The organism is Streptomyces sp. SID5469 (assembly GCF_009862865.1).
GTDB lineage: Bacteria > Actinomycetota > Actinomycetes > Streptomycetales > Streptomycetaceae > Streptomyces > Streptomyces avermitilis.
In genome coordinates this window covers 1022360-1035487 of sequence record NZ_WWIN01000001.1, presented here as the reverse complement: position 1 = coordinate 1035487, position 13128 = coordinate 1022360, and the positions used below count along the sequence as shown (strand labels likewise).

10 protein-coding genes are annotated in these 13128 nt (G+C 68.9%); 5 read left to right on the top strand and 5 right to left on the bottom strand.

Annotated elements, in window-relative coordinates:
• The first annotated feature begins 71 nt into the window (after window positions 1–71).
• The 4 genes from GTY58_RS04625 to GTY58_RS04610 are packed head-to-tail and all read left to right on the top strand — an operon-like array spanning window position 72 to window position 6355.
• Entirely contained in the window at window positions 72–2822 is a 2751-nt protein-coding gene (locus GTY58_RS04625) for a condensation domain-containing protein (RefSeq protein WP_010982303.1), read from the top strand.
• Entirely contained in the window at window positions 2819–3067 is a 249-nt protein-coding gene (locus tag GTY58_RS04620) for a phosphopantetheine-binding protein (protein ID WP_010982302.1), read from the top strand. The genes GTY58_RS04625 and GTY58_RS04620 overlap by 4 nt, the downstream gene beginning before the upstream one ends.
• Window positions 3068–3098: 31 nt before the next feature.
• Complete coding sequence (locus tag GTY58_RS04615) at window positions 3099–4382, top strand: ATP-grasp domain-containing protein (protein ID WP_042492735.1); 1284 nt, start codon at window positions 3099–3101, stop codon at window positions 4380–4382.
• A 2-nt stretch (window positions 4383–4384) separates the two neighbouring features.
• On the top strand, window positions 4385–6355 hold the full coding sequence (locus tag GTY58_RS04610; RefSeq protein ID WP_010982300.1) for a hypothetical protein: 1971 nt from the start codon (window positions 4385–4387) through the stop codon (window positions 6353–6355).
• A gap of 3 nt (window positions 6356–6358) precedes the next feature.
• Here GTY58_RS04610 and GTY58_RS04605 read toward each other — a convergent pair whose 3' ends face one another.
• From GTY58_RS04605 to GTY58_RS04585, 5 genes are all read right to left on the bottom strand, one after another.
• Complete coding sequence (locus tag GTY58_RS04605) at window positions 6359–7291, bottom strand: NAD(P)/FAD-dependent oxidoreductase (RefSeq protein ID WP_037650689.1); 933 nt, start codon at window positions 7289–7291, stop codon at window positions 6359–6361.
• A gap of 20 nt (window positions 7292–7311) precedes the next feature.
• A complete protein-coding gene (locus GTY58_RS04600; RefSeq protein WP_159029032.1) occupies window positions 7312–8850 on the bottom strand; it encodes an amino acid adenylation domain-containing protein in 1539 nt (512 codons plus the stop codon).
• A 124-nt stretch (window positions 8851–8974) separates the two neighbouring features.
• Window positions 8975–10387, bottom strand: coding sequence for a condensation domain-containing protein (locus GTY58_RS04595; RefSeq protein WP_037650686.1), 1413 nt, complete (start codon window positions 10385–10387; stop codon window positions 8975–8977).
• Window positions 10388–10587: 200 nt separating this feature from the next.
• The gene (locus GTY58_RS04590) at window positions 10588–10812 is read right to left on the bottom strand and encodes a hypothetical protein (protein ID WP_010982296.1); all 225 of its coding nucleotides are present in this window, start codon (window positions 10810–10812) and stop codon (window positions 10588–10590) included.
• Between the two features lie 191 nt (window positions 10813–11003).
• Entirely contained in the window at window positions 11004–12272 is a 1269-nt protein-coding gene (locus GTY58_RS04585) for a condensation domain-containing protein (RefSeq protein ID WP_141666396.1), read from the bottom strand.
• A 317-nt stretch (window positions 12273–12589) separates the two neighbouring features.
• On the opposite strand from GTY58_RS04585, the gene GTY58_RS04580 reads away from it, so the two are divergent.
• A complete protein-coding gene (locus GTY58_RS04580) occupies window positions 12590–12937 on the top strand; it encodes an LLM class flavin-dependent oxidoreductase (RefSeq protein ID WP_107083223.1) in 348 nt (115 codons plus the stop codon).
• Window positions 12938–13128: the final 191 nt, after the last annotated feature.

The following is a 13128-nucleotide window of genomic DNA, read 5'->3' as shown; positions in this document are numbered from 1 at the left end:
CCGGTGTCGGTGTTCGCACCTGTGTGGCCGTCGTAGCTGTGAGGGGACTCATGAAGCCCAGAGAGTGGTCGATGTCCGTACCGGATACTCCGGTCCAGTCGCTGCGATCCTCCAGCGAACCGGTGCTGTGTGAGATGTTCGCGAGCCTGTTCGGGCTGGACAGCGTCGACGCCGATGCGGACTTCTTCGACATGGGCGGCACTTCCGCGCTGGCCACCCGACTGGTCGGCCAGATCCGAACGGTCTTCCCGGGGGATATCACGTTCGGCGACGTCTTCGAGAAGCCCACCCCCAGGGGTCTGGCGAGGGTGCTCGACCAGGCGGCCGCGGCGAGCCCGCGCCCCCGGCCGGCCGGCCGCCCGGCGAGGATCCCGCTGTCCCCTGGGCAGTCGACGTTCTGGTTCTACGAACAGCTGCGTGGACCCAGCGCGGATCACAACATCCTGCTGTCGCTGAAGCTGACCGGACCGCTGGATCGGGACGCGCTCGCCTGGGCGTTCGATCGGCTGATCGACAGGCACGAGATCCTGCGTACGGTGTTTCCCCGCGATCAAGGCGAGCCCCACCAGGTCGTGCTCGACCCGGCCGCCGCCCGGCCGGGGCTTCGCGTGGTGGACGTCGCCGGCGGCCAGATCTCCGAGGAGCTGTCGCGGCGCGCCGCGCTGCCGTTCGACCTCACCACCGAGCCTCCGTTGCGTGCCTGGCTTCTGGCGATCAGCCCGGAGGAACACGTCCTGCTGATCTCCCTGCACCACATCGCCGGCGACGGCTGGTCGACGGCCCCGCTCTGGCGTGACCTGTCCGCCGCGTACCTCGCGAGGCGCGACGGACTGCAATGGCAGCCGCAGCCGCTTGCCGTGCAGTACGCGGACTACAGCATCTGGAAGCGGGACCTGCTGGGCCGCGAGTCCGACAGTCAGAGCATCATCGCCCGCCAGGCGCGGTACTGGGCACAGACCCTCGCCGGTCTCCCGGAAGAGCTGCCGCTCCCGGTGGACCGGCAGCGTCCGGCGCGGTTGACCGCACGTGCGGACGGCGTGCGGTTCACCGTCTCGCCGGATGCGCATCGCCGGCTTCTCGCACAGGCGGCGGCCGCACGGGCCACCCTGCTGACGACCCTGCGCGCGGCCGTCGCGGTCCTGCTCGCCAAACTCGGGGGCGGCGGCGACATCCCGATCGGCGGCCTGGTGTCGGGTCGGACCGGTCCAGGGCTCGAGGACGGCATCGGCTTCTTCGTCAACACCCAGGTGCTGCGGTGCACCTGGGACGGAGACCCGACCTTCGAGACGGTGCTCGCCCGCGTCCGCCAGGCCGAAATCGGGGCGTACGCCAACCAGGACATGCCGTTCGACCGGATCGTCGACCTGCTGAACCCGGTCCGGCTCGCGTCGAGGAACCCGCTGTTCCAGGTCATGGTCGTCCTCGACGAAGGGATCGGCGCCGGTCGCGACCTTTTCGGTTGCGTCGCCGAGCGACAGGAGGTGGACCTCCTCGGCCTCCCGACATTCGACCTGTCCTTCAACTTCGCCCTGCCCGAGGCGCACGAAGGCGCCGGTGCCGGTATCGCGGGCTGGCTCGGGTACAGTCCCGACCTCTTCGACCGCTCGACGGTCGAGCGCATCGCCGATTACGCCACACACATCATCGACGCAGTGACCGCGAATCCGGCTACGCCGCTCAGTGCGTTCGCCGTACCGCTTCCGGTCGACGCCCGGCCGGCGAGAAGGACCGCTGTCGACACGACGGTCCCGGTGACCGCGGACACCGCCACACGTCCCCGCACACCGCGGCTGGACGCCCTCTGCGGCGCGTTCGCCCAGATCCTCGGGGCAGAGAAGGTCGGGGTCGACGACAACTTCTTCGGGCTCGGCGGACACTCCCTGATGGCGGTGCGCCTGGTGAGCCGCATTCGCTCGACGCTCGGCACGGAACTGCCGGTACGCGTGATGTTCGAACAGCCGACACCGGCGGGGATCGATCGGTGGCTGGACCAGGCCGAGGCGGGATCCGGCACGCCGGGTCCGGCCGCCGACGGCCTGGACGTGGTGCTGCGCATCCGTCCCGAGGGCGACCGGACGCCGGTGTTCGTCATGCCCCCCGCCCTCGGGCTGAGTTGGTGTTACACACCGATGAGCCGCTGGCTGGCGGACGGATTTCCGATGTACGGCCTGCAATCACGTGGAATCCGCGGGGCCGGACCTGTCGGCCGGACGCTGACGGACATCGCGACGGACTTCGTCGGCGAGCTGCGCCGCATCCAGCCGAACGGCCCGTACCAGCTCCTGGGCTGGTCATTCGGCGGCAACGTCGCACACGCCATGGCCGTGATACTCGAAGCCGCTGGAGAAGAGGTCTCCATGCTGGCGCTCCTCGACAGCTACCCCTGGGACGGCGAGCAGACCGACCCGACGCTGAACGTCGAGTCCGCGGCGGCCGACCCGCAGCTGACAACGGAGGAGCTGCGCCGGGTGCTCCAGGCGTCGCCCGGCACGGCGGCGGCCGTCCCCGACGAGTACCTTCCGGCGCTTGCTCAGGTCTTCGCGAACAACCGCGGCGCCCTGCTGCAGCACCGATCCGGCCGCTTCGGCGGGGACGTTCTCATGTTCACGGCGGCGGACAGCGTCGCACAGGGAATGGATCCGCGCTCGTGGCAGAAGTTCGTCGACGGCAGCCTGAAGACCTGGTCCGTGAACGGCAACCACTACGAGGTCTTCGGCCCGGAGCCATTGGAAACGATCATGTCCGTCGTCAATGCGGAGCTCACCGCGCACCATGGCCGGAATCGGGCACGTGCGACGCAGGAGAGAGGAGTGGCCGGATGAGCGACGACGAGCCGACGTCCACCGTCGACACCACAGCGGTACTGCTGGGGATCTGGCAGCAGCTGTTCCGGGATCAGCAGGTCGGTCTCGAGGACGACTTCTTCGACCTCGGCGGGCATTCGCTGCTCGCCACTCGCGTGATCTCCCAGGTTCGTGCGGCGCTCGGCAAGCGGGTCATGTTCAAGGACATCACGGAATGTCGCACGATCGCGCTCCTGTCGGCCCGGATCGACGAGAAGAGGTAACCGGGCCGTGCTTCCGAGGAGCGGACAGGACATGCGTCGAGGAACCGTGGTCATCGTCGAGCCGTACTCGTCGGGAAACATGCTCGCGCCGGCCTTCCGGCAGGGCGGCTTCTCGCCGTGCGCCGTGACGTTGTCCGGGCTCTCGGCACCGAACTCCGCGACGCTTCGCCTGTCCGACTTCGACGAACACATCGCCTACGACGGCGGTGAACTCGGGCCGCCCGTCGGCCGGTTGCGGGCTCTCGATCCGGTCGCGATCGTGCCGGGGACCCATACCGGCGTCAAACTGGCCGACGAGCTCGCCGCGGTGCTGACACCGAAGCTGGCGAACGCGCCAGACCTCGGATCGGCGCGGCACCACAAGGGCGACATGATCGCCGCCGTCGCGGCTGCCGACTTGCCGACGATCAGGTCTCTGTGTACGTCCGACGTCGGCGACGCGCTCACCTGGATCACCCGTGAGCGATTGTCCGGCCGTGATCTGGTGGTCAAACCTGTCGACTCGGCCGGCACGGACAGCGTCCGGTTCGTTCCCGGCGGACATGACCTGCGTGCCGTCGTCACAGGGTTGCTCGGCTCGGCGAACCGATACGGTTCGCCCATTTCCGAGGTGCTCGTACAGGAGCACGTCAAGGGCGTCGAATACGCCGTGGACACCTTCAGCTACGAGGGCAGGCACACGGTGAACGACATCGTGCGGTACCACAAGGTCTCCAGTCGGCGACACATCGCCCTGTACGCGAGCATGGAGATCCTGCCGATGGACGCACCGGGCAACGACGCGATCATCGGCTACGTCAAAGGGGCCCTCGACGCGCTCGGGATCACGTTCGGCGCGGCGCACACCGAGGTGATGGTCACCGAGGACGGGCCGCTGCTCATCGAGGTCAACGCCCGGCTCTCGGGCGGCGGGCACCCGTGGACCTGCGAGCTGGCGACCGGTGACAACAGCGTCGACCGCATGGTGCGGTACTTGGCCGGGGACCGGAACATCCCGGACGGCTACCCGCTCCAACTGACCACCCTCGCGATCTTCTTCGCCGTGCGATCCGCCGGAGTCGTCAGCGGCCTCTCCCGCCTGGACGCCATCGTGGACCTGCCCAGCTGCTACCACCTCCAGGTCAACGTTCAAGACGGAGACTATGTCCCGGAGACGTCCGACCTCTTCGACGCGCAACGGCTGGGCATGGCGGTCCTGGCGCACAGCGACCCCGCACAGGTCGCCGCCGATCATCGAGAAGTCCGCAGAATCGCGGCCGAAGCGGGGCGTCCGGGTGGCTTCACCATCGATCCGAACCGAGGCGGAATGGAGTAGCGATGGAGCAGACGGGCCCGTTCGTCGTCCACACGGCAGCCGATTCGTACACGCGTGACCTGCGCGATCCGGCGCTCGTGCCGATGCTGGGCGTCGACGACAGCCGGCTTGCCGCCCTCGCGAGCCTGATGGGAGCACCTGCCCGGCGCAAGGACCCGGACGTCTCGGGCGCGCTGGTGGTGGCGCCGGCCGGCTCGGCGGCCACGGCCGTGGGACGGGCGCTGGCAGATCGCTTCGGTGGCTCGTTCGTGACGCTGTCCACCGGCGGACTGGGCCGGATCCTCGACGCACGCCTCGAAGCCACGCAGGTGGTCTTCGTCGCTCTGCACGACGAAATCGATCTCGACATGGTCACCGAGTCGCTGGAGGTCGTCAGCGCATACCGGCATGATGGCCGGCACGCCACGATCGGATTCGTGATCGGGCCGGACCTTCCCGAGCTGAGCTGGCTGCTCGCCAAGGGACTCAGCTGTCACCTCCGGAAACCTCCGGAGCGGAGCCGGCTGACCGTGGTCCCTTGGCTGCGTCAGCAGGCGGCGGCGAGCGGAATCCCGGCCTCGGATGGCGCGGACGCCGCGCCGGAATGGGTCATCGGCGACCGGGCGAGCCGCGCGGTGCTCGAGCCGATGCTGTCCGAGCAGTACACCGGACTCGTGTCCTTCGCGTCGGCCGGGCGAGAACACGCACTGATCCTCAGCGACACCGTGATCTGCGGCGACCATGCCGGACATCGGGCGCCGTCTGCCCAGGGCGCGGCCGCACCGAGCTGTGCCTTCTCGGACCGCTGCTTCCGGGACGGCGTCCGGGCGCGGGACGTCATCAAGGCGGCCCGCGTCCAGGCTGACATCGTGTTCGCGAACTCGTGCATGGCCTGGCGCCCCGGCACCGGTCTGGTGGCGGCCGAGTACCAACTGGCGGGCGCGTTCCAGTACGGGATTCCAGCGGCCTACATCGGTGCCGTTCATCAGATGCTGCCGAACCTCACGATCAACGACCTGGTCGGCACCGCGGTGGCGGCGGGCACGGACGCCGGGCGGACCTGCGCCGCGGTCAATGACCACCTCCGGGACAGCGGTCGTGAGCTGCCCTACTTCGCGGTCCTCGGACTGCCCTGGGTGACCGCGGGCGGTGGATCCGAGCCCCCGCCCACCACCGACGCCGGGCCCAGCGTCGACGCGCACGAGGGCGTCCGCGACGTGAAGCCGCAACTGCTGCGACTCGGCCGGACCGTGCGGGCGCTCAGCGAGTTCGGGCCGACCGGATTCATGCCGCCGGACGGAATCGTCGCCATGGAAGCCGAGATCCTGGAACTGGCCCGGACGCTGAAGAGGACGGCCCTCGGCGCGGATCTCGCCGAGAAGGCCGTCGGCCCGCTGCGCCGGCTGGGCAGCCTGATCGCCGACGCCGAACTGAGCGCGGTCGCCGACTTCCATGAGTTCGGCAAGATGAGCCACTCCGCCCTCAACGAGATGTGGGAGGGCATTCTCGACACGAGTGTGCGCCCGATCGACGATGCCTGCCCGTACTGCAAGGGCCGGCTGGCGGAACTTGTCGCGCGGCACCCGGTGTACGAGCAGGTCGGGCGTCGCGCGCTGATCTGCAACGTGTGCGGGCCGACAGCCGACTCCCCGCTCGAGCCGGTCATCGGCGAGGTTGTCATCGAATGCCCGAGTATCTGGAAGCGGCCGGGCACCGTCACCGTCGACGTGCTGATGACACCCGCCGCGAGCGTCTCGCAGGAGATCACCGCGGCCGGCGCCATCCATACGTCGGGGGCTGCGAACTTCGGCATGACGTTCCCGGACGCGCAGCGGATCGCCATCCGGCCGGGATCTCCTGCACGGATGCGCGTCGACGCCACGCTGAGCGCCGAGGCGTTCACGCACCACGAGCACTTCGTCAGGTTCGTAGCCGTGGCGGAAGGGCTCGTCCACTACGCCTCGCGGCCGGTAGCGGTCGCGCCGGCCGCGTGAGCTTCACTCCCAGTCGTCCAGCAGTTCACTGGCGAAGGCGAGATCCTCGCAGATCGCGCGGGCGGCGTTGATCCCGCTGCTCGCCGCTCCGGTCCACATGAAGTACGGGGATCCTTCGACGTTCCCGGCGCTGTAGACAAGCGGATTCGACGTCATCCCGTACAGGCTCGTCTCGGGGAAGCCGTCCGCCGACAGCTCGAGGTCGAGGTCCTCGGCGAATTTCCGATAGGGCCGGGCCACATCGCCGAGCAGCAGGGTGTCGGCGCTGAGGGTCCGCCCGTGGGCCGTCTCCAGGATGACGCCGCCCGCCGGGTCCGCGGAGGCACGGACCACCTCATCGCACAGCACTTCGACGTCATGGCGGGAGAGCAGACCGGCGAGTCTTCCCCGGCTCGCCGACGGGTCCCCGACGAGAACCGTCATCCGCTTGGCGAACTGCCTCGACAAGGCCGCCAACTTGAGCGTCTCGTCCCCGGTGCCCACGCAGACGAACGTGCTGCCACTACGTTCGTACGTGTGGCAGTAGGGGCAGTCGAAGGCCGATCTGCCCCAGACACCGTCCGGCAGCCAGGCCGGCAGGACGTCGACGCGGCCGGTGGCGAGGAGCAGCCTTCTGCAGCGCAGACCGGGATTCGCGCCGCCCTCGACGACGACGTGGTCCTCGTACGCGCGAACGGATGTGACCTCGTCCCACAGCAGGGTCACGCCGTACCGACCGGCGTCCTGTTCCATCTTCCGATAGATGTCCGCCGGGGCCGCCCCGTCGGCGTACGGGACGTTGTTGACCGAGCTCGCCGGCGAATTGCGTCGCCGGGGCTGTGAGATGACGAGCGTGCTTCGCATGGAACGGCCGAGCATGGTGGCCGCGGTCAGGCCAGCCGCTCCCGCACCGATCACAATGACGTCATAGAGATCGTCGTACATCGAGACTCCCATCGATAACTCCGAGACGGTCGCTACCCGGCGGGCTGAAAGAGCTTCCGCAGCGCCGCGCGATCGACCTTTCCCGTCTGGCCCACCGGAAAGGTCCGGCATACGACCACGCGACGGGGTTCCATGTACCTGGGCAGCCATTCACCCAGCTTTTCCTTGACCGTCTTGGCGTCCAGCTCTCCCGAAGCCCTGAGCGCGAGGGCCAGGTACGGCGAGTCTCCGTCGTCCAGCTTCAGGGCGACCGCCTCGTCGACGTCGAGGACCCGCATGGCTACCTGCTCGATCTCGCCGAGCTCGATCCGGAACCCGTGGATCTTCACCTGCGAGTCCATGCGGCCGAGGAATTCGACCCATCCGTTCGACGTCCAGCGAGCACGATCGCCGGTCCGGTACATCGTGAAACCATCGCCCTGGTCCCACGGATCCGGCAGAAATCGGTCCGCCGTCAGGGCCGGATCGCCGAGGTATCCCGCGGCTACGCAGACACCGGCGATGTACAGCTCGCCCGGTTCGTCGATGTCGCAGGGCGTGAGATCGTCGTGAAGGACGTAGTACCGGCTGTTCTGCATCGGATGCCCGTACGGGATGCTCCGCCACGACGGGTCCACCTCGTCCACAACGAAGTCGTTCGACCAGACGCAGGCCTCGGTGGCACCGCCGAGCGCCACCAGAGTCGCGCGCGGGAACTCACGGCGGAGAACCTCGAGGGTGTTCAGCGGGATCCAGTCACCGCTGAGGAAGACCCGACGAAGTCGATCCCGGTGCTGGCGGGACGATTCGTCGAGCAGCAGCGTCACGGCGGTGAACATGGCCGGCGCGGAGTTCCACAGCGTCACCGGGTGCTCGACGAGGGCGATCGCGATCTCCTCGAGCTCTTCCAGCTCGGCATCGGGAAGCAGGAGAACACTCGCACCGGCAGCCAGGACCCCGAAGACGTCGTACACCGACAGATCGAAGCTGAACGCCGCTACCTGCAGCAGGATGTCGCTCGGGTCGACGGAGTTGCGCCGATTGAACCACTGGATCAGGTTGACGACGCTGGTGTGCCGGACCGCCACCGCCTTCGGCCGCCCGGTGGAGCCCGACGTGAATATCGTGTAGGCCAACTCGTCCGGTTCCGCGGGCCCGGCCTCGTGTCGCCGGACCGACGGCCGAGAGGCGGATCTCGCGAGCACCTCGGGTTCACTGCCGTGGCGTACCGCGATGATCGTCATGTCGTCGCCGATGTCGCTCGCCCTGCCGCGGTACGGTTCCGTGACGAGGACATGGCCGATGTCGCTCGCCTTCAGTACCTCCGCCATGCGGCGCGCCGGCCATCGTGGATCCAGCGGGACGTAGTAGGCGTCCGCGCGCAGAATCGCATGGATCGCCACGACGGCCTCCGGGACGTGATCGACCAGCAGGCCGACCGGCGTGCGCGGAAGGACGCCGTGCGCCGCGAGACGCTCGGCGAGCAGTGAGCTCTCGGCCGCGAGTTCGCCATGCGTGAGCGCGACTCCGGATGTCGTTCGAACGGCCGGATCGTCGGCGTACTTGACCGCGGCCGAATCGATGAGATCCATGATGCGACTGGTCGCGGAGTAGTCGTACCGCGTCTCGTTCCACTGTTCGACTGGACTCGGGTGCCGAGCCGGGTGATCGGCGATCATGAGACGCTCCCAAGGTCACGAGGCAGGGACTGGGCGGTCAGTCGTCGGCTGATGTCGGACCCCGCCAGGAAGCGAGCGAACGCTGCGGATCCGCGGTGGCGGCGACCACGGCATCGGCGATCGTCGTCATCATGTCGTGCGCCCGCCCGTGACTGAACCGGCTCTCATCGAACTCCAGACGCAGGCGGTACCTTCCCGCCTGCTCCTCCACGAGCAGCGCCAGCGGCGAACCAGTGCTCGGCTCGCCCTCCAGCGGGTCGAACTCCAGGGGTTCCATGTCGCCGAGCGGCCAGTCGGGCAGCTGGATCGACGGGGTCACGGTGATGCCGACCGACCCGAGATTCCGCATGTCGGCGCCGTCTCCGGTCGCCGCGGTGATCACGTCGTGGAACGGTATGTGCTGGCGTTCCATGGTGGCCCAGACCTCGCGCTGCACCGCCCGCGCCAACACACCGAACGTCGCGTCGGCGGCGAACCCGACCCGTACGACCCTCGGTCCGGCCAGTGGGCCGACGTGTGCCTGTGACTCGGGTGTCAACCGGTTGTCCACCACGGTCGCGACCCAGAGATCGGTCTGCCCGGTATAGCCATGCAGCATCGCCATCGTCCCCGCGGCGAACAGCGCGAACAGGTTCACCCGAAGCCGGCGCAACCCGGCGACGACGGCGCCGTCCGGGTCGGGCAGCACCGTCTCGACGGCCCCGGTGGGCGCCAGCGTCGCCCCCTCGGGCCCCGGCCGATCGCCGGGCAGGCTCATGACGGGCAGATCGCGGAGCCGTGACGTCCAGAACTCCTCGTCACCGCGGCGTACCTCCGGGTCCGGGTTCCGGAGGAGGCGAGCCGTCTCCCGGTACGGCTGCTTGATCTCCGGCAGGTCATCCGGCTCCCCGCGTATTTCGGCGCGGTACAGACTCGTGAACTCCTGCAGCAAGAGGCTCTGTCCGTAGCCGTCGATCACCAGTTGGTGGCAGGTCAGGACCAGCAGGTAGTCGTCCTCGGCGCGGCAGACGAGCGTGACCCGGAACAACGGCTCCTCGCCGAACCGGAACGGGGTACGGGCGATGCCGCGAACGAGTTCCTCCGCCGTGTCCGCGGCCGCGTCAGGCGCCTCCACCACCCGCAGCTCAGGCGGCTCGCCGAGGTGTGCGGCCGGGGCCGGGCCGTTCTCGAACACGGTACGCAGGAGGTCGTGTCGCAGCGACAGTCGCCGGACCGCCGCGGCCAGCGCCGTGCGGTGCACCGGACCACGCAGCCGGAACACCACGGTCGCCAGGAACACCGGCGTGGAGACGAGCGGGCGCGCCGCCCGCCACAGGTCGCTCTGCTGGGGCGAGAGTGCGGTCGCGGCAGACGATCCGCCGAGCGCGGCCGGACGGCCGGCGTAGTGCCGAACGAGAGCGGCGATCTGCTCGTCGCCGACCACCGGACCCCAGAAGCAGTTGTTCCGCACGCTCGATCCCTCCTGACCACGGTGGCCCGTCGACGCCCCAGCCGCGGGTGACGGTGTATGTGGCGGTCACGCCCGGGCACTCAGCCGCGCGGCGAACCGGTCGATGTGCGCCGCGAGGTCGGCGACGACGCTGTGCTCGAAGCGGGGCCCAAACTAGCGATCAGAGGTTAGGCCGTGGTTACGCGTGCCGCCCGACCCGCTCATTGCTCGGAGACGCCGGTCGACCAGCCCAGGTCGCCGAACGCGCGGCCACGGACGGTGTCGTGGAAGGCCCGTGCCAGTCGGCCGAACACCGGCCCGCACGGCTCGAAGCGGTGACCGTCGATCTCCCGTGCCGGTACCAGTTCCGATGCGGTACCGGTCAGGAAGACCTCCCGCGCCTGGTGCGGATCGGCCTCCGGGACCGGCACCTCCGCGACGGGCACCCCCAGCCGCCGGCCCAGGACCAGGACGGCGATCGTGGCCTGCGCGACCCGGCCGGTGACCTGGTCCCCGAGTGCTGAGGTCCCCCGATGCTCGGGGAGGTACTGATCAGCTGGTCAGCTAAGGTTGATGGGTGTTCAGGTTCGTTCGTTCGGCCGCTGCCTGGGTGGCGTAGTGCTTCTCCTCGTACATGTCATTTTTCCGGGGTGACAGACGCCGCAGTGTCACTGATTAGCTCGGCCAGGTTCTGTGCGAGGGACTGTATTTCGTTCACGTTCCAGTTTTGGACGGGGTGCAGGAGTTGGGCGCTCGCCCCACTGCGTGCGACGCTCAGTGTGAGGTCGTGCCGCAGCCGGACATGGCCGCGTGGCATCGGCTTGACCACTACATCGCCCACGCGCACCGGCTCCTGCGGAGCGTTGAACTCCTCTACACCGACATTGGTGACCGGGTCGTCCGACGCGGTCAGTGGCCCCAGGACCCGGGCCACGTCACGATAGGGCACGTCCGCGTACCGGAGGGCCGTCAGGACGGCCTCGCGTCCTGCGGCCAGTGCCGCCGCGGGGTCGGCCGTGGGGCGGGGCACGAGCACCATGGGCACCACATTGATCAGACAACCCATCAGATGCGCGCTGTCCGGGTCGTCCCGGATCGCGACCGGTGAGGCAAGGACCGTGCGCTCGGATCTCAGGGTCCGGGAAAGGAGGTGGCCGAACAGGCCCGTCAGCCCCATGTGTCGAGTGGCCCCCGCTCTCCTGCATGCCCGGTCGAAGGAGGCCCATGTCACGTCGGACACGGGGAGTTCCACAGCGGCCGCCAGCCGATCGCTCGGTGGCCCCTTGAGCCCCGGCAGTGCTGCCCGGTACGGGGCCTCGGCGAGAAGCGTGGCCACCTCGCGGGCCCTGCCGCTGTCCACCGCGGCCTGTTCCTGCGTGACCCGGGAGAGCAGCCATCTGCGGTAGGCGGATGTATCGGGAGTGGGGGGCAGGGCTGTGTTCTGCGCTCGTGCCGCGTAGTGCGACAACAGTGTGCGCAGCAACACACCATGGGACCAGCCATCACTGATCAGGTGATGGAAGACGAGGATCAGCACGTGCTCGTCGGATTCGACCCGGATCAGTCGGGCACGCCAGAGTGGGCCCGCCTCCAGGTCGAAAGGTTCGGTAGCGGTCAGCGCTGTCAATCGTTCGATCCGAGCCGCCCGGGTCTGCGCATCGACGGCGCCCAGGTCCGTGTGAGCCAACTCCGGTGTGGGGGCGTCGAAGGATTGTCGGGGCTCTCCATCGGCCTCGATGACACGGCACCGCATCGCCTCGTGGACCGCACGGGCGTCGCCCAACGCCAAGCGCAGAGCCTCCGCGTCCAAGGGGCCGTCGATGCGCAGGACCGCCGTGTCGTGGTACCCCGAGACGCCCGGGCTCAACTGCTCGGCGAGCCAGATTCCCTGCTGGGTCGCGGTCATCGGGAGCGTCTGGGGGGTCTGCGTTCGTCGCCGGGCGCGCAACGCCTCGACCAGCCTGGCCCGTTGTGGATCGACACCTTGCTTCAACGGCGGTTCCGTCCTTTCCGCGGGAACGACGGGGAAGTCCTCGTGATGCGCGGTGAGCGACGTCACCGTAGCAACGAGAGATCCTCTTGAGGAGGGGTATCGCGGCGAGGTCCGTGCACGGGCATCATCGGTTCGCTGCCGCCCGTGGAGGGCGTCGATCGACTGTCACGGACGAACGAGGGGACAGCTGTCGCAACCTCGGGGTTTTCAGTTCGCACTGGTCAGCGACGGTGATGCGACCGACGGGGGAGCGGCGTGAACTCGCCCGCCAGGCAGTGGACTTGGGGTACGACGCACTGCTCGTCAGCGACCACGTGGACCAGCGGCTGGCACCCGTGCCTACGGTGGCGGCCGCCGCGGAGGTGGCGGACGACCTTGTCGTCGGGACGTACGTACTCAACAACGATCCGCGTCACCCACTGATGCCCGCCAGGCCTGCTTCCTGGTGGGCATCGCGGCCCAGGTCCCGCGACATTCTTCGGGCCCGACGTGAGCGCTGGGGATTCGACTGTGTCACGGTGCCCGCCGCGGCGGCCGGGCCGTTCGCGCCTGTCGTGGCGGGCCTCAAGGGGCAGTGACCGCGGCGCACGGGGCACGCGAACCACGTAACTAGGGCCTAACCGCGCACCCGTACGGTCCTGTCAGGACTTCGCTCGCGAGGCGTTCCTGCTCGACGACGACCAATGGGAGGCGCTGTGGCCGGTCGTACAGGGGAACCGGTCCGTGCACGCGTCGAGACGGATGCCCGGATACAGCCGACGCACGACCG

Coding starts and splice junctions, on each gene's coding strand:
- GTY58_RS04610 (WP_010982300.1), top strand. CDS start 4,385: ATGGAGCAGACGGGCCCGTTCGTCGTCCACACGGCAGCCGATTCGTAC.
- GTY58_RS04620 (WP_010982302.1), top strand. CDS start 2,819: ATGAGCGACGACGAGCCGACGTCCACCGTCGACACCACAGCGGTACTG.
- GTY58_RS04625 (WP_010982303.1), top strand. CDS start 72: ATGTCCGTACCGGATACTCCGGTCCAGTCGCTGCGATCCTCCAGCGAA.
- GTY58_RS04600 (WP_159029032.1), bottom strand. CDS start 8,850: ATGGATCTCATCGATTCGGCCGCGGTCAAGTACGCCGACGATCCGGCC.
- GTY58_RS04585 (WP_141666396.1), bottom strand. CDS start 12,272: ATGACCGCGACCCAGCAGGGAATCTGGCTCGCCGAGCAGTTGAGCCCG.
- GTY58_RS04605 (WP_037650689.1), bottom strand. CDS start 7,291: ATGGGAGTCTCGATGTACGACGATCTCTATGACGTCATTGTGATCGGT.
- GTY58_RS04615 (WP_042492735.1), top strand. CDS start 3,099: ATGCGTCGAGGAACCGTGGTCATCGTCGAGCCGTACTCGTCGGGAAAC.